General features: G+C 70.5%; 17 protein-coding genes. 5 read left to right on the top strand and 12 right to left on the bottom strand.

Features of this window, described 5'->3' with window-relative positions; all coding sequences use genetic code 11:
• Positions 1-94 precede the first annotated feature (94 nt).
• On the top strand, positions 95-1,381 hold the full coding sequence (locus tag AB0D94_RS08785; protein ID WP_362047748.1) for an extracellular solute-binding protein: 1,287 nt from the start codon (positions 95-97) through the stop codon (positions 1,379-1,381).
• Positions 1,382-1,532: 151 nt separating this feature from the next.
• On the opposite strand, the gene AB0D94_RS08780 is transcribed toward AB0D94_RS08785, so the two are convergent.
• The gene (locus AB0D94_RS08780) at positions 1,533-2,156 is read right to left on the bottom strand and encodes a hypothetical protein (RefSeq protein ID WP_362047745.1); all 624 of its coding nucleotides are present in this window, start codon (positions 2,154-2,156) and stop codon (positions 1,533-1,535) included.
• Positions 2,157-2,301: 145 nt separating this feature from the next.
• Here AB0D94_RS08780 and AB0D94_RS08775 point away from each other — a divergent pair, with 145 nt between their 5' ends.
• Complete coding sequence (locus tag AB0D94_RS08775; RefSeq protein ID WP_362047742.1) at positions 2,302-3,438, top strand: serine hydrolase domain-containing protein; 1,137 nt, start codon at positions 2,302-2,304, stop codon at positions 3,436-3,438.
• Positions 3,439-3,464: 26 nt separating this feature from the next.
• Here AB0D94_RS08775 and AB0D94_RS08770 read toward each other — a convergent pair whose 3' ends face one another.
• From AB0D94_RS08770 to AB0D94_RS08760, 3 genes are all read right to left on the bottom strand, one after another.
• Positions 3,465-3,788, bottom strand: a complete 324-nt coding sequence (locus AB0D94_RS08770; RefSeq protein WP_362048103.1) for a nuclear transport factor 2 family protein — start codon at positions 3,786-3,788, stop codon at positions 3,465-3,467.
• Positions 3,789-4,046: 258 nt separating this feature from the next.
• Positions 4,047-4,967 (bottom strand): polysaccharide deacetylase family protein, encoded by a 921-nt coding sequence (locus tag AB0D94_RS08765; RefSeq protein ID WP_362047739.1) that lies wholly within the window; start codon positions 4,965-4,967, stop codon positions 4,047-4,049.
• A gap of 280 nt (positions 4,968-5,247) precedes the next feature.
• Positions 5,248-6,909: an MDR family MFS transporter gene (locus AB0D94_RS08760; protein ID WP_362047736.1), complete on the bottom strand. Its 1,662-nt coding sequence runs from the start codon at positions 6,907-6,909 to the stop codon at positions 5,248-5,250.
• A gap of 122 nt (positions 6,910-7,031) precedes the next feature.
• Between AB0D94_RS08760 and AB0D94_RS08755 the strand changes: the two genes are divergently transcribed.
• Positions 7,032-7,613, top strand: coding sequence for a helix-turn-helix domain-containing protein (locus AB0D94_RS08755; RefSeq protein ID WP_362047733.1), 582 nt, complete (start codon positions 7,032-7,034; stop codon positions 7,611-7,613).
• A gap of 107 nt (positions 7,614-7,720) precedes the next feature.
• Positions 7,721-8,140 carry a hypothetical protein gene (locus AB0D94_RS08750; RefSeq protein ID WP_362047731.1) on the top strand — a complete coding sequence of 140 codons (420 nt, stop codon included), beginning with the start codon at positions 7,721-7,723 and terminating at the stop codon, positions 8,138-8,140.
• 35 nt (positions 8,141-8,175) lie between these two features.
• Here the strand turns inward: AB0D94_RS08750 and AB0D94_RS08745 are convergent, their stop codons facing one another.
• On the bottom strand, positions 8,176-8,613 hold the full coding sequence (locus AB0D94_RS08745; protein ID WP_362047728.1) for a nuclear transport factor 2 family protein: 438 nt from the start codon (positions 8,611-8,613) through the stop codon (positions 8,176-8,178).
• A 96-nt stretch (positions 8,614-8,709) separates the two neighbouring features.
• On the opposite strand from AB0D94_RS08745, the gene AB0D94_RS08740 reads away from it, so the two are divergent.
• A complete protein-coding gene (locus tag AB0D94_RS08740) occupies positions 8,710-9,255 on the top strand; it encodes a TetR/AcrR family transcriptional regulator (RefSeq protein ID WP_362047726.1) in 546 nt (181 codons plus the stop codon).
• On the opposite strand, the gene AB0D94_RS08735 is transcribed toward AB0D94_RS08740, so the two are convergent.
• From AB0D94_RS08735 to AB0D94_RS08705, 7 genes are all read right to left on the bottom strand, one after another.
• Positions 9,230-9,874, bottom strand: a complete 645-nt coding sequence (locus AB0D94_RS08735; protein ID WP_362047723.1) for an OmpA family protein — start codon at positions 9,872-9,874, stop codon at positions 9,230-9,232. The two genes, AB0D94_RS08740 and AB0D94_RS08735, sit on opposite strands and share 26 nt — an antisense overlap.
• 4 nt (positions 9,875-9,878) lie before the next feature.
• The gene (locus AB0D94_RS08730) at positions 9,879-10,454 is read right to left on the bottom strand and encodes a hypothetical protein (protein ID WP_362047720.1); all 576 of its coding nucleotides are present in this window, start codon (positions 10,452-10,454) and stop codon (positions 9,879-9,881) included.
• Between the two features lie 46 nt (positions 10,455-10,500).
• A complete protein-coding gene (locus AB0D94_RS08725; RefSeq protein ID WP_362047717.1) occupies positions 10,501-11,157 on the bottom strand; it encodes a pilus assembly protein TadG-related protein in 657 nt (218 codons plus the stop codon).
• Positions 11,154-11,354, bottom strand: a complete 201-nt coding sequence (locus AB0D94_RS08720; RefSeq protein WP_362047714.1) for a hypothetical protein — start codon at positions 11,352-11,354, stop codon at positions 11,154-11,156. Before AB0D94_RS08720 ends, AB0D94_RS08725 begins: the two co-directional genes overlap by 4 nt.
• A gap of 110 nt (positions 11,355-11,464) precedes the next feature.
• Positions 11,465-12,148 carry a response regulator transcription factor gene (locus AB0D94_RS08715; protein ID WP_362047711.1) on the bottom strand — a complete coding sequence of 228 codons (684 nt, stop codon included), beginning with the start codon at positions 12,146-12,148 and terminating at the stop codon, positions 11,465-11,467.
• Positions 12,148-13,530, bottom strand: coding sequence for a histidine kinase (locus AB0D94_RS08710; protein ID WP_362047708.1), 1,383 nt, complete (start codon positions 13,528-13,530; stop codon positions 12,148-12,150). The genes AB0D94_RS08715 and AB0D94_RS08710 overlap by 1 nt, the downstream gene beginning before the upstream one ends.
• 147 nt (positions 13,531-13,677) lie before the next feature.
• Positions 13,678-14,571, bottom strand: a complete 894-nt coding sequence (locus tag AB0D94_RS08705) for a DUF5936 domain-containing protein (RefSeq protein WP_362047705.1) — start codon at positions 14,569-14,571, stop codon at positions 13,678-13,680.

Raw genomic sequence — 14,571 nt, 5'->3', positions numbered from 1 at the left:
AATTCCGGCCAACGGGCCATGGAAGTGCATCCCCCAGCCCGGAGCAACTCATGAGTAGTAACGGGATCCAAAAGAAAACCAGGGGAATACACCCGTGCGACGAAGAATTTTCGGCGCGGCCGCCACCACGGTCGTGTTCGGTCTGCTGATTCCACTGGCCGGATGTGGAAGTTCCGAAGACGATGCAGGTGACGGCGGTACGCTGCGCCTGGTCGCCGCGGAATACGGAGACACCCAGGCCACCAGTTCCAAGGTCTTCTGGGACAAGCTGACGGCTGATTTCACCGCTACCCATCCCGGAATCAAGGTCGAGGTCCAGCTCTTGCCGTGGGCCGACATCGACCGCGAGGTCTCCCGTATGGTCAAGGCCGGCAAAGCACCGGACATGGCCCTGATGGGCTCGTACTCCGACTTCGCGGCCCAGGGCAAGCTCTATTCCGCCGACCAGCTCCTGACGGTCAGCGCCGAGGCGAACTTCATTCAGCCGCTCGCCGAGGCGGGCTCGGTCGGCAGCACGCTCTACGGGCTGCCCTTCGTGGCGAGCAGCCGGCTCCTCTTCTACAACGAGGCCCTCTTCACCAAGGCCGGCATCAGCAAGCCCCCCACCACCTGGAACGACCTCAAGGCCGCCGCCAAGGCGCTCAAGGACAAGGGCGTGAAGTTCCCGTACGCCATGCCCCTGGGCCCGGAGGAGGCGCACGCCGAGGCGATGATCTGGGAGCTCAGCAACGGCGGCGGCTACGCCGACAGCAGCGGCAACTACAACCTGGCCTCCGACCAGAACATCAACACCTGGCGCTGGGTCAAGAGCAACCTCGTCGAGCCGGGCCTGACCGGCCCCGTCCCGCCCGCCCAGCTCAACCGCGCCGACGCCTTCGCGGCCTTCCTGCGCGGCGAGGTCGGCATGCTCAACGGCTACCCCTCACTGGACCACGAGGCGCGCGCCAAGGGCATCGGGGTCGGCGCCGTCGCCATGCCGGTCTCGGACGACCTCGGAGCCGGGGAGAACCCGCCGACCGTGGGCGTGGCCGACTGGATGATGGCCTTCAAGCAGAACGGCCAGCGCGAGCAGATCGGCAAGTTCGTCGAATTCCTCTACCAGGACAAGAACCTGACGGACTTCGCCAACCGCTACCACCTGCTGCCCTCCACCACCAGCGCCCTGCGCACCCAGGGCGGCGGCGGCCTCAGCAAGAACGACACCCAGTTCCTGACCGCGCTGCGCGGTGCCCAGCTCTACCCGGTGAACGACCCGTCCTGGGTGACGGTCAGCGACACCATCAAGCGCAACATCGGCCGCGCCGTGGAACCGGGCGGCGACCCGAAGCTCGTCCTGGAGGACATCGCCGCCAAGGCGAACCAGGCCTCCAAGAAGCGCTGAACGCCCCCCAGATCGGGACCTTCGACCCCTGCCGCAGCGCATCCCGTGCGGCACCATGGCTGTCAGACACTTGATCCAAGGCCTGCGGCCCAGTCGCCCGCCGAGCACTCACGAGGTGCGCGGGGCGGCCGGTCCACCACCGACCCGCCGGTCAGCGCTGCCCGTTGTCCGGGGCGAACGCCGTGCGGTACTGCTCGCAGCTGGAGTTCCAGGGCAGCTTCCCGGTGAGCGTCCCGTAGCCCGAGCGCGTGACCGACCATTCCACCGTGTACTCGCCGGTGTCACACGCGATCCGCTTGCCGCCCGCGATCTTCTCCCGCCCCGTCGCGGGCCTTTCGGTCAGCTCCCGCTCCACCCGCGCCACCTCGGCCCCCTTCGCGCTGCGCAGCACCGCGTGCACGACGAACACGTGCCGGCCCTCCTTGGTGGTCAGCGCCTTCTTCACCAGCGTCGAGTCCGAGACCGCCCAGGCGAATTCGTACGAGGGCTGCCACGCCAGGGTCTTCGGGTCGGGGACCTGACGCTCGTAGTCCGGGGCGCCCGAAGGGCCGGGTCGGGTGACCGTCTCGTACTGGACTCCCGGGTGGAAGCGGAACTGCCCCTCCACCTTGTGCATCTCGTCCTTCGTCCACATCGACTTCATGGTCTTCTCTCCGCCGGCCGGGTCCTGGAGGTAGACCGTGCCCTCGGCGGCGGTGGCGGACTGGCCCATCACGGGAGCCAGGGCGCTCGCGGTGGCGGCGAGGGCGAGAGCGGCGATCCGGGTGCGCTTCATGCCCGGCCCAACGGGCCGCTCCGGCGGGCCGGAACGACACCGCGTGCGCATTCACCCGTACGTGAGGTCCGACAGGGCGGAATATCGCATGATCCACTTCCGTTTAGCCGGGCAGACCCGAGCAACGAGCTACAAGGGGGACCCGATGGGCGCAAGCGTGAACGGCGGCGTGCAGGGCACGGTGGCAGCGGGCTGGGAGCCCGTACGGGAGGAGTTCGCGTCCTTCTTGGACGCCGAGACCCACTCGCCCGAGGCGCAGCTGGCGGTGCATCACGAGGGGCGGCGCGTGGTCGACCTGTGGGCGGGCGAGGCCACCGCGCCGGACACCCTGACCGGGCTCTACTCGATCACCAAGGGCGCGGCCCACCTGGTGGTGGCGCTGCTCGCACAGGACGGCGTCCTCGATCTGGACGCGCTGGTGTCGGCGTACTGGCCCGAGTTCACCGGGCACGGCAAGGAGCACCTGACCGTGCGGCAGCTGGTCTCCCACCAGTCCGGGCTGATCAACACCGACGAGGGCTTCGCGTACGACGAGATCGCCGACGACGCGCTGGTCGCGTCCCGGCTGGCCGGCCAGAAGCCGTTCTGGGAGCCGGGCAAGGGCCACGGCTACCACGCCTTCGTGATCGGCGCCCTGACCGGCGAGGTGGTGCGGCGGGTGACGGGCCGCTCGATGCAGGAGGTGTACGAGGAGCGCGTCCGCGCCCCGTACGGCCTGGACCTGTACCTGGGGCTGCCGGCCGGGGCCGCGGGCCGCTGGAAGCCGGTGCTGGAGATGGTGGTGCCGGACAGGCAGCCCGCGGGCGGGCCCGTGCCGGAACTGCTGCCGATCGCCTTCAACGCGCACCGGGAGCCGCCCATGGACCTGGTCGCGTACGCCAACCACCCGAAGGTGCTGGAGCTGGGTCCGGCCTCGGCCGGCGGGGTCGGCACCGCGCGCGGCGTGGCGGGCATGTACGCGGCGGCGATCAGCGAGGTGGACGGGCGGGCTCCGCTGCTGGAGCCGTGGATGGCAGCCCAGGTCGCGAAGCCGCACACGCCGGGCGGCGCGGACCTGGTGGCTCCGGAGCCGCACTCCTTCGGACTGGGCTTCCAGCTGCTGCCGACGGTCGGCCCGCGGGCCTTCGGGCACTCCGGCGCGGCGGGCGGGCTGGGCTGGGCCGACCCGGCCACCGGGGTCGCGTACGGGTACACGCGCCGCCGCTACGGCTTCCCGGGCGGGGCGGCCGCGGAGAACCTGGGCCTGACGGCCGCGGTGCTGGAGGTGGCCCGGTCGCGGTGACCGGGCCTCCCGGGCTCCGGCCCGGGTCAGGCCTGGCCGGTCTCGAAGCGGCTGATCAGGCCGTCGGAGCCAACGGAGAACCGCCAGGCGGTCTGCATCTCGCCCCAGGTGTCGTTGCGGTAGCCGACGACCAGTTCGCGGCCGTCCTCGGACTGGGACCGCACTTCCATGTGGCCGCCGGAGGAGAAGATCTCCTTCTCGGCCCACTGCTGGAGGTCGCGGTCCGAGCCGTCGTCGGACATGGTGGCGTCCGGGGCGAGGTTGGCCTCGAAGGCGGCCCGGTCGCCGGCGTTGACGGCGGTGACGAAGGCGCGGACGGCGGGGTCGGAGAGCTTGCTCGGCTCGATCACGGGGTCCTCCTGGTAGTACGGGCGCGCGTACGTGAAGGCGTACGCGGCTGCGTGCCGGGCTTTCTGCACGGCACGGGCACGGCTGCATGCACGGATGCGAGCACGGCTGCGAGCACGGATGCGTGCGCGACCAGGGAACACCGTGGGCCGGACCGGGGCGTCGACCCTCACCCGTTCGCCGCCGGACGGCGTGTCAGACGGGTCCGGGAGGCGGCCAGGACGGTCCGGGAGGCGGTCGGAGGACACGGTCGGGCTCGGTCAGGAGGGGTCGGGGGCGGTGCGGACCGGGAAGCCCGTCGGCCGGCCCTGCTCCTTCAGCCAGGCCAGCACCTCGTCCAGCGCCTCGACGGTCTGGGCGCGGTTGCCGCCGCCGTCGTGGAAGAGGACCGTCGGACCGTTGCCGAGCTCGCGCTTGACCGCGTCGACGATGGCCGGGACGCCCGGTTTGCCGAAGTCCTTGGTGTCCACGTTCCAGCCGAGCGGCCGCATGCCGTGGGCGGCTGCGATGCGGCGGCTGTCGGGGGTGAACGCCCCGCCGGGGGCCCGGTAGTACTCGACCTTCGCCCCGCCGCCCGCCGCCTCCTCGATCAGCCCCTTCGCGTCCAGGATCTGCTGTTCCTGGTAGGCGACGGGCTTCTTGTCCATGGCGGTGTCGTGGTCCATGGTGTGGTCGCAGAGCCGGTGACCGGCCGCGACGACCTTCTTGACGAGGTCGGGGTGGGCCTTGGCCTGCGGTCCCACCATGCAGAAGGCGGCCTTCACGTCGTACTTCGCGAGCACTTCGAGGACCTTCGGGGTCCAGCGGGGGTCGGGGCCGTCGTCGATGGTGATGTTCACGGCGTTCGCGCCGCTCTCCGACGCGTGGGCTATGCCCTCGGGTATCCGCTCCCCCGGCTGCTGCTGCCCCTGCGGGCCCGCGGCGCCGGTGTCCTTCTGGCGGGACACGTTCTGGTGCGGGGCGTCGTGGCCGGGGTCCACCAGGGTCGTCACCGCCCATATCGTCGCCGCCACGGCGACGGCCGATGCCGCGACGGCCGTGCGGGCCCGGATCCTCTGCCGCTTCGCGCGCGTCGCGTCCGTGGCGCCCGACCCGCCCGTAGCGCTCGACCCGCCCGTGACGCTCGTCCCGTCCGCCGCGTCCGCCGCGTTCATCTCGTTCGTCGTGCTCTGCTTGTCCATTTCGGGCGTCCACTCCCCATCCGCCTTGCGAGCGTTCTGTGCATCAGGACGTCCGTCGCCGCAGTGGGGTTCCAGCCAATTCCCCCATAAATTCCATGTAATGGGACTTTGGTCCTTGATCGTCCCGAAAACCTGCCCAACGGGAACCATCTGAAACGGTGACGCCCGCGAGCGGACCGAACCGGCCCCGCGCGCGCTCCGTGCACGGCAAAGGCCCGGCCCCCGTGGATCCGTCCATCCACGGGGGCCGGGCCTGCCTTCGTACGGGTTCGCGTTCGCGTCAGTGGGCGAGGGACTCCTGCGGCGCCGGGACGGACGCGCCGCCCTTGCCTTCTCCGCCCTTGCCTTCTCCGCCCTTGCCTTCTGCGCCCTTGCCGTCACCGTCACCCTCACCGTCGGCCGGGGCCGGGGCCGCGCCCCGCAGCGGGATCTCCTTGACGAACCAGGCGGCCAGGAAGCCCATGAGGGCGATGGCTGCGCCGAGCACGAAGGCGGAGTGCGTACCGGAGGCCACCGCGTGCTGGTAGGCGTCCCGTACGGTCTCGGGCAGCTTGGCCAGGCTCGCGGCGTCCAACTGGGCGGAGCCCGCGGCTCCGGCCGCCTCCGGGCCCAGCCGGTCGGACATGGTGTTCGTGACCTGGGAGGTGAAGAGCGAACCCATCAGGGCCACTCCGAAGGAACCTCCGAGCGTACGGAAGAGGGTCGAGGAGGAGGACGCGACGCCCATGTCCTTCATCTCGACGCTGTTCTGCGCGACAAGCATGGTGATCTGCATCAGGAAGCCGAGACCGGCACCGAGGATGGCCATGTACACGCCGGAGACCAGGCGCGAGGTACCGGTGTCCATCGTCGCGAGCAGGAACAGGCCGACGACCATGAGCGCGCCGCCGATGATCGGGTACATCTTGTACTTGCCGTTGTTGGTGGTGGCCCGGCCCACGACCAGCGAGATCACCATCATCGAGAGCAGCATGGGCAGGAGCAGCAGGCCCGAGTTGGTGGCGGACGCGCCCTGCACGGACTGCTGGAACAGCGGGAGGTAGACGACTCCGCCGAACATCGCGAAGCCGACCAGGAAGCTGATCAGCGACATCAGGCTGAAGTTGCGGCTGCGGAAGATGTGCAGCGGCATGACCGGCTCGGCGGCCTTGGTCTCGGCGTAGAGGAACGCGGCGGTCGAGACCACGCCGACGGCGATCAGGCCGATGATCTCGGCGGAGGCCCAGGCGTACTCGGTGCCGCCCCAGGTCGTGACCAGCACGGTGGAGGTGATGGCGACGGTGAGCAGCGCCGCCCCGAGATAGTCGATCTTCGGGCGCGTCTGGTCGGTCCGCTTCGGCAGGTGCAGTACGGCGGTCACCATGGCGAGCGCCACCGCACCGAGGGGGAGGTTGATGTAGAAGGACCAGCGCCAGCCCCAGTGGTCGGTGATGGTGCCGCCGACCAGCGGGCCGCCGATCATGGCGAGGGCCATCACGCCGGCCATCATGCCCTGGTACTTGCCGCGTTCGCGGGGCGGGATCAGGTCGCCGATGATCGCCATGACGCCGACCATCAGACCGCCGGCGCCGAGGCCCTGGATCGCGCGGAAGCCGATCAGCTGGCCCATGTCCTGGGCCATGCCGCTGAGCGCGGAGCCGATCAGGAAGATGACGATCGAGGTGAGGAAGGAGCCCTTGCGCCCGTACAGGTCGCCGATCTTCCCCCAGATGGGGGTGGAGGCCGCGGTGGCCAGCGTGTACGCGGTGACCACCCAGGAGAGGTGCTCCAGACCCCCGAGCTCGCCGACGATGGTGGGCATGGCGGTGCCGATGATCATGTTGTCGAGCATGGCCAGCAACATCGCGATCATGAGCGCCATGAGCACGACCCGCACGCTGCGCGGCTTCACCGCTGCGTCCACCTCCCCCGGGGCCTTCGTCGTCTTGACCGTCTCACCCATGTCCACTCCCCCTGGCACGGCTTTCCGTACCGCCACTTACTTGCCGACCGGCTAGTTGACTACACTGGGGAAGGTAGACCCGCAACTAGCCGGGCGTCAAGTAAGTAACTCCGAGGAGAGCCATGTCCACCAGCGGTCCGCAGCAGCGTCGCGGCAACACGCGTCAGCGCATCCAGGACGTCGCGCTGGAGCTCTTCGCCGAGCAGGGCTACGAGAAGACTTCGCTGCGCGAGATCGCGGAGCGGCTGGAGGTCACGAAGGCGGCGCTGTACTACCACTTCAAGACCAAGGAAGACATCATCATCAGCCTCTTCGAGGACCTCACCCGGCCCATCGACGAGCTGATCTCCTGGGCGGAGAAGCAGCCGAGCTCCCTGGAGACCAAGCAGGAAGTGCTGCGGCGCTACAGCCAGGCGATGGCGGCGGGCGCCTCGCTGTACCGCTTCATGCAGGAGAACCAGGCGACGATGCGCGAGCTGAGCATCGGCGAGACGGTCAAGAAGCGGCTGTTCCGCCTGGTGGAGCTGCTGCGCACGGAAGACGGCCCGCTGACGGACCAGGTCCGCTGCGTCAGCGCCCTGTTCACCCTGCACGCCGGGATGATGTTCCTCCAGCACGTGGAGGGCGACCCCGAGGAGACCCGCCAGGCCGCCCTCGAAGTCGCCATCGACCTCATCACCCAGGCCCACCACGAGACGCCCTGACCCGCCGAGCGGTTCCCCACCGCGCCGGGGCGGCGGTGGAACGGCCCCTCGGGACCAGGCTCTTCGTCGCCCGGGGGAGACGTACGACGACGAGCCGGACGGACGGCATGCCCAGCACGACCATGACCGCAGAGCAGTTCAGGATCGTCTTCCAGGTGACGAAGGAGCTTCACGGCGTCCCCGAAGAGCGGCGCGCCGCGGCCGGAATCCCGCTGCACCACTGCGCCGACATCCTGGAGCTGGCGCGCGGCGTCAGGCAGGCCCTCACCGCCGGCGGCGTGGAGATCCGTTTCCTCTCCGCGGGCTCACCGGACCGGCGGACCCTGCGGATCCCGGGACCGCCGGGGACCGAAGGATCCGCGCACGGCGCCGAAGAGTTCCCGGCGGACACGGCACGGCACTGGCGGACCCTGATCGACGTGACGGTCGAATCGCTCGGGGCGGACGAACTGAGGTTCAGGACGGGCTACGGCAAGGAGGAGGTCGCCTCCGCCTGCTCGCCGCTCGACGGCCTGTTCACCGGCTGACCGGCCGCCGGCCGGCCACCGGCCGGCCACCGGCACTAGGCCCTGGGCGTGTCCCCCAGGCGCCGGTCGGCCTCCGCGATCGGTACGTCGTTGATGCTGGCCTCGCGGCGGCGCATCAGGCCGTCCCCGTCGAACTCCCACTGCTCGTTGCCGTGGCTGCGCCACCACTGGCCTGCCGCGTCGTGCCACTCGTACTCGAAGCGGACCGAGATCCGGTTGCCGGTCCAGGCCCACAGCTCCTTGCGGAGCCGGTAGTCGAGCTCGCGCTCCCACTTCTCGGCGAGGAAGGCGCGGATCTCGGCGCGGCCGGTGAGGAAGCGATCACGGTTGCGCCACTGCGAGTCCTCCGTGTACGCGAGGGCCACGCGCTCGGGATCGCGGCTGTTCCAGGCGTCTTCGGCGGCCTGCACCTTGGCCCGCGCGGACTCCTCGGTGAAGGGGGGCAGGGGCGGACGTGCTGCGGTGACGGTCATGGCGACCAACCCTCTCGACAACAGGTGAGAACGGACGTTCTCACCCTAGAGAACGACCGTTCTCCCCGCAAGGCCGTCCTGGTCTACGCTGCCCTCATGGACGACGAAGAGGCCCGCACCCGACTCCTGGACGCGGCGGAGGCACTGTTCTACGCCGACGGCATCCAGGCCGTCGGCATGGACCGCATCCGCACCGAGTCGGGGGTCCCCCTGAAACGGCTCTACCGGCTCTTCCCGGCGAAGGAATCCCTGGTCACGGCCTACCTCCAGCGCCGCGACCGGCGCTGGACGACCAGCCTGCGCGAGGCCGTGGCCGGCGCCCCGGACCCGGTCGCGGCCGTATTCGACTGGCTGGCCGCCTGGTTCTCGGAACCGGACTTCCGGGGCTGCGCCTTCCTGAACGCCTTCGGCGAGCTGGGCACCGGACCGGCCGGAGTACTGGACGTCGTACGCCGCCACAAGGCGGAGCTACGGGAGCTGCTGGGCGAGCTGGCCGGCCCGGGCCAGGACGCCCTGGCGGACCAGCTGTTGATCCTGGTCGAGGGCGCCACGGTGGTGGCGGCGCTGGACCCCGGCCCGGAACCGGCCCGGCGGGCGGGCGAGGCGGCGGCCCTGCTCATCCGCTCCCGCGCGGGAAGGTGATCTCGACGCGCCGGTTCTTCTTGCGGCCTTCCTCGGTGCTGTTGTCGGCGATCGGGTAGTCCTCGCTGTACCCGCGGACGTCGAAGACCACGCTCGGATTGGTCACGGTCTTGGCCAGCTCCGCCTGCACGGCGTCGGCCCGCTGCTTGGACAGCTCCTTGCCGTGCTCGTAGCTGCCCTGGTCGTCGGTGAAACCGAAGACCCGGACGCGGGTCGCCTTCTGCTGGTTGATCTCGTTGGCGATGGCCTGGATTCGGGCGGCCGCCTGCGCGTTGAAGACGGCACTGTTCTCGGGGAACAGCACCTCGGACTGCAACGCCATCATGACGGTCTGGTTGGTCTCCTGCCGCCGCTGCTCCCCGCCGAGGTCCTCGACGACCTCGGCGATGTCGAGCACCTTGACGGGCGCGAGCGTCCCGCCCTGCGGGATCTTGAGCCCGGGCGAGTTCGAGTCGATGGGCACGGGCGCGGAGGCGGACGGCTCGGTGCCGGGGGGTGCGGAGGGCTTGACGTCATCGGCGTACGCCGCTGTCGCGCCGATGATGTGGGCCCCGGCGATGACGAGCCCGGCGACGGCCGTGGCCGCGGCGATGCGGTGGCGTTGGGTCACTATGGTCATGGCGTCACCCGGAAATCTTGATGGTTGCCGTGGCGAAGGTGGGCAGGCTGAGCTCAACCTCAGCGGTGGTGTTGGGCGGTGCGGGGAACTGAGCGAAGAACGGCACCGTCTGACCGGTTTCGATGATGTTCAGCCCGGTCGTGCAGAGGCACCTACCGTCAGTGTCGCGGAGCACGTAGTACCGCTTTTTGCCGAGCTTGTCGACCAGGGTCACACCGGCGACGGACACGCCACTGGCGTTGAGTTCGTTTCCACGCCAAGGTGCGGTATTCACATACGGAGCACTACCGTTGTTCTTGAACTGGCCTTCGACGGTCAGGAAACCGCCGCCGTCCCGGGCAGCTTTATTGATGACCAGCGTCATGCCCGCCTCGCCGTTCACAGTCGCCAGGACCTGCGTCGGCTCCGGGCTGGTGCTGCCGCTAGGCACAGGGGTTTGGGAAGCACCGTTCTGCGGCTTGGCTTCAGCAGACTTCTTCGGCTCCTCCGGCTTGCCATCGTCGCCACCCCCGCATCCGGCCAACCCGAGGGTCAAGACCGCTGCAACCGCGACGGCCGCTCCCCCGCGGACCTTCACCATGTGCCGCATGCTCATCAACGCCGTTTCCCTCTTCTGTCGTTCGGTGTCAGTCGACCAGTCGTACAGCGAAAAGTGTCCGCGCCAGGGCGCCCCACGGCTCAGGCTTCGCGGGATCAAACGTGATCACGCCCGCGCCCTTGCATTTGATCTCGACCGACGCGGGCTTCTCCGCGCCGCCCGACGAGGGCGAGGGCGAAGGGGAAGTTGACGGGGAAGCAGAAGGCGACGGGGCAACGATCACGGTGCCCAACTGGCAGCGCGGTTCGACAACTGCCGTGGCGTTGGCGGTACCGCGCTGACCGCTGGTCCCCGGCACCACGGAGTCACCGACGGTTCGTGTGGTTTGCACCTCTACCGTGAACCGAGGAAGGGCACGCTCACAGACAGCGGTCGCGTCGTTCTTCGCGGCGAACTCCCGGGCAGCGCCGCAGGCGCCACCCGCATCCAAGAGCACCCCCTCGAGGACCTGCTTCCATCCTTCCGGCTCCAGTGTGGCGAGGTCAACGCCGGGCACCAGGTGGTCCCTGGCATCGCGGGCCGCCGCAAGTGCGGCCGCGTCTGCCGCTCCTTGAGCGTCACTCCGCACGACAGACGCCTGCCCGACGACGAAGAACGCCAACGTCGCGAAGAGCAGGCCTGCCACCACAACGATGTAGATGGGAAAGGCTTGCCCACGGTCGCCCAGGCTGCCCTTGGGCGTCACCTGCCTGCCGTGATACTCGCAACGGCAGACGTAATCTTGGTCGTGATGGCCTGACCGATGCCCGTCCCGATGATCGCGCCGATGATCACCACGACCACCAGGATGATCCCCAGGTACTCGAACGCCGTCTGGCCCCGATCCCCCGCGCCCTTGCTCCCGTACCGCTTCCGCATCCTTGCCAGGGTGTTCTGCAACATGAGGGGTTCCTCCCGGGCCGGTGCCGCTGTCGATTTGCGGACAGTACGGCCAGTGACCGGTCGTTACCAAGGGTCCCGGGGCCCAATTACGGACCCACTGCGCAGTCCGTCTACCCATGACCGGTCACTCCTGGACGGGCGGTTCCCAGCCAGCGGGCTATGGCCTCGCTGCGGGTGGTGGTCTGGAGTTTGGCGAAGATGCGGTTGATGTGGTTCTTGACCGTCTTCTCGCTGATGAAGCAGGCGGCGGCGATCTGCTGGTTGCTCATTCCGGATGCGATGAGGTCCATGACCTCCACCTCCCGAGAACTCAGGCCGAATTCCACAGAGTTGTGCATGCGCTCAGTAGACTGTGCCACAACTCGTTGCGGTTGCGAAGAGGTACGGAGTTCCGCGAGCAGGGCGCTCGCCGCCGTCGGCGTGAAGTGGGGGCGGCCCTCACGGACGTCGCGGACCGCGCGGAGCAGGTCGTCGGCCGTGAACTCGCCGTGGACCAGGTAGCCGCCCGCGCCCAGCAGCAGGGCCTCGCGGACGATGTCGGCCTCCTGGCTGTACGTCAGCATCAGTACCGGCGCCAGCCGCACGAGGTGGGGCAGGGCCGAGATGCCGTCCACGCCGGGCATCCGGACGTCCAGCAGGACGACGTCCGGCGCGTGCCGGCGGGTCAGGCTGAGGGCCTCGCGGCCGTCCGCGGCCTGGGCGATGACCTCCAGGTCGGGGGAGGTGGACAGGAGCGCGGCCAGTCCCGCCCGGACCACCGGGTTGTCGTCCGCGATCAGCACGTGGAGCGGCATCACGGGCTCCGCTCCGGGGTCAGGGCCGCGACCAGGAGGTCGAGGCGGACCCGCGTACCCGGGCCGGAGCCAGTACCCGTACCCGTACCCGTACCCGTAGCGGGATCAGTGCCCGTGCCCAAGCCGGAGCCGGTGCCCGCACCCTGGCTCCGGCCCTGGCCCGGGCCAGGGCCGGAGCCAGTACCAGTGCCCGCCCCCGGGCCAGTACCCGTACCCCGGACCCGGCCCCGGCCCCGGCCCCGGTCGATCGTGAGGGTGGCTCCGATGGTCCGTGCGCGTTCCGTCATGCCGAGCAGGCCGAAGTGGCCGTCGCGGTGCAGGGCGGACGGGTCCGAGCCGGTGGCGGGGAGGCCGCGGCCGTCGTCCTCGACCGTCACCGTGAGCCGCGGGCCGTCGACGGCGGCCTCGACCACCACGCGCCGCGCGTCCGCGTGGCGGCGGGCGTTCTCCAGGGCCTCGGAGACCACCGCGACGAGGTGCCGGGCCACCGCCGAGGGGATCACCGGCAGGACGCCCGAGACCCTGAACTCCTCGCCGTCCCCGGTGCACAGCGCGCGCAGTTCGGACGCGAGCGAGATCCCCGGGGCGTCGAGGTCGAGGTCCCGGCGGAGGTCGGTCAGCAGGGCGCGGGATTCGGCCGCCGCGCGCCGCGCGGCCCCGGCGATGAGTTCGGCCTGGTGGCGGGCGGCCTCCGGGTCGGTGGTGCGGGACAGGGCGTCGGCCGCCAGGGCCAGGCCGTGCAGGGTCTTGGACACCGAGTCGTGCATCTCCCGGGCCAGGTGGTCGCGTTCGGCCCGTACCGCCTCGGCGACCGCCAGCCGGGCCCGGGTCTGCGTCAGGGCCCGGCCGGCCGCGCCGAAGCGGAAGAGCAGGTCGCGCAGGCAGGCCCCCGCCGCCCCCGCCAGCAGGCACAGCGTGGCCAGCAGCAGCCCCTCGGCCACCAGGGCCACGGCGACCGCCTGGACGGCCGCGTACGGGGCCGAGCCGCGCCAGCCGTAGACCAGCCCGGCCAGCAGCGGGGTGCAGACGCAGACGAGGCCCAGCGGGGATTCGGGCGTCGCCGTGACCAGCAGCAGCGCGCTGAGGGCCATGTCGGGGGCCAGCAGCCAGCGGTGGCGCAGCAGCAGCGGGCCGAACCGCTCCCAGTCACGGAACAGTGCGTACGAGACCATGAACGTGAGCAGCACCGCCCCGCCCACCAGGTACACCGGTCCCCCGGGCGCCGCCCCGCCCAGCGCCAGCGGCGCACCCAGCGCGATCATGACCAGGCGGAAGGCGAAGACCTGGCGGCACAGGGCCTGGAGGGCGTTCACCTGGAGGGCCCGCTCGGGCCCCGCCGCAACGGCGAACCGCCCCGCCGCCGCCCCGGACTCCCCCGCCACGGCGGCAGACCGCCCCGCCGCAGACCGCCCCGCCGCAGACCGCCCCGCCGCAGACCGCCCCGCCGCAGACCGCCCCGCCGCGGACCGCCCCGCCGCAGCCCGTCCCAGGCCCGTCAGTGTCGTGATGCCCAGTGTGGCCGCCATGGCTCACCCGCCTCCGAACATCGCGTCGAAGTCGACGTTCGCCCCGTAGACGAAGCCGCAGACGAGCAGGATGAGCGTGCCGGGCAGCATGAACATGGTGACGGCGAAGGTGGCCTTGGGGACGGCCCTCGCCGCGCGCCGGCGGGCGTTCTGGGCGTCCGTACGGCGCATGTCCTCGGCGATCGCGATCAGCGTCTCCACGATGGGGGAGCCCAGTTCCTCGCCCTGCTGGAGTGCGGTGACGAACTGCGCGACCTGCTCCGAGTCGTTGCGCCGCCGCAGCTCGTCGAAGGCCTGGCGGCGGCTGACACCCATGTCCATCTGCTGCAGGGTGATGCGGATCTCGTCGGACCACGGGCCCTCGTACTTGTCCGCCACCCGGTCCAGCGCCTGCCGGAAGCCGAGGCCCGCGCTGACCACGACGGCCAGCACGTCCAGGAAGTCCGGCAGGGTGCGCTCGATGTGGTCCCGGCGGACCCGGATCGCCGACCACAGGCCGGCCTCGATCCAGAACAGGCCGAAGGCGACCATCAGCAGGGCGGGTACGAGCTGCCCGTTGATCAGCATCGAGAAGGCGCCCAGGGCGCCGAGGAACCCGTACACGGCGCGGCGCGCCGCGTAGCGGTCGATGGTCAGGCCCGCCGGGTTGCCGGCCATGTCGATCTGGCGGCGTTTGCGCGCGACCTGGTTGGGGCCCATCAGGCGCAGGACCAGCGGGGCCCAGCGGATGCCCATGCGGTCGACGACGGAGCCCACCGCCGTGGTGCGTGTGGCGCCGACCTCCAGGGCGAGGGCGAGGTCGGTGGGCAGTTTCACGTCCGCGCGGTAGAGGCGGATGCCGTGGAAGGCGCCGAGGACCGACAGGGCCACGACCAGTGCGAGGAGGAGTGCGGTCAT

Source organism: Streptomyces sp. NPDC048255 (assembly GCF_040652415.1).
GTDB lineage: Bacteria > Actinomycetota > Actinomycetes > Streptomycetales > Streptomycetaceae > Streptomyces.
Note: the sequence above shows the minus strand (reverse complement) of the source record. Positions and strands in the feature narration are given on the sequence as shown.

Coding starts and splice junctions, on each gene's coding strand:
- AB0D94_RS08780 (WP_362047745.1), bottom strand. CDS start 2,156: ATGAAGCGCACCCGGATCGCCGCTCTCGCCCTCGCCGCCACCGCGAGC.
- AB0D94_RS08775 (WP_362047742.1), top strand. CDS start 2,302: ATGGGCGCAAGCGTGAACGGCGGCGTGCAGGGCACGGTGGCAGCGGGC.
- AB0D94_RS08765 (WP_362047739.1), bottom strand. CDS start 4,967: ATGGACAAGCAGAGCACGACGAACGAGATGAACGCGGCGGACGCGGCG.
- AB0D94_RS08760 (WP_362047736.1), bottom strand. CDS start 6,909: ATGGGTGAGACGGTCAAGACGACGAAGGCCCCGGGGGAGGTGGACGCA.
- AB0D94_RS08755 (WP_362047733.1), top strand. CDS start 7,032: ATGTCCACCAGCGGTCCGCAGCAGCGTCGCGGCAACACGCGTCAGCGC.
- AB0D94_RS08750 (WP_362047731.1), top strand. CDS start 7,721: ATGCCCAGCACGACCATGACCGCAGAGCAGTTCAGGATCGTCTTCCAG.
- AB0D94_RS08745 (WP_362047728.1), bottom strand. CDS start 8,613: ATGACCGTCACCGCAGCACGTCCGCCCCTGCCCCCCTTCACCGAGGAG.
- AB0D94_RS08740 (WP_362047726.1), top strand. CDS start 8,710: ATGGACGACGAAGAGGCCCGCACCCGACTCCTGGACGCGGCGGAGGCA.
- AB0D94_RS08735 (WP_362047723.1), bottom strand. CDS start 9,874: ATGACCATAGTGACCCAACGCCACCGCATCGCCGCGGCCACGGCCGTC.
- AB0D94_RS08730 (WP_362047720.1), bottom strand. CDS start 10,454: ATGGTGAAGGTCCGCGGGGGAGCGGCCGTCGCGGTTGCAGCGGTCTTG.
- AB0D94_RS08720 (WP_362047714.1), bottom strand. CDS start 11,354: ATGTTGCAGAACACCCTGGCAAGGATGCGGAAGCGGTACGGGAGCAAG.
- AB0D94_RS08715 (WP_362047711.1), bottom strand. CDS start 12,148: ATGCCGCTCCACGTGCTGATCGCGGACGACAACCCGGTGGTCCGGGCG.
- AB0D94_RS08705 (WP_362047705.1), bottom strand. CDS start 14,571: ATGACCGCACTCCTCCTCGCACTGGTCGTGGCCCTGTCGGTCCTCGGC.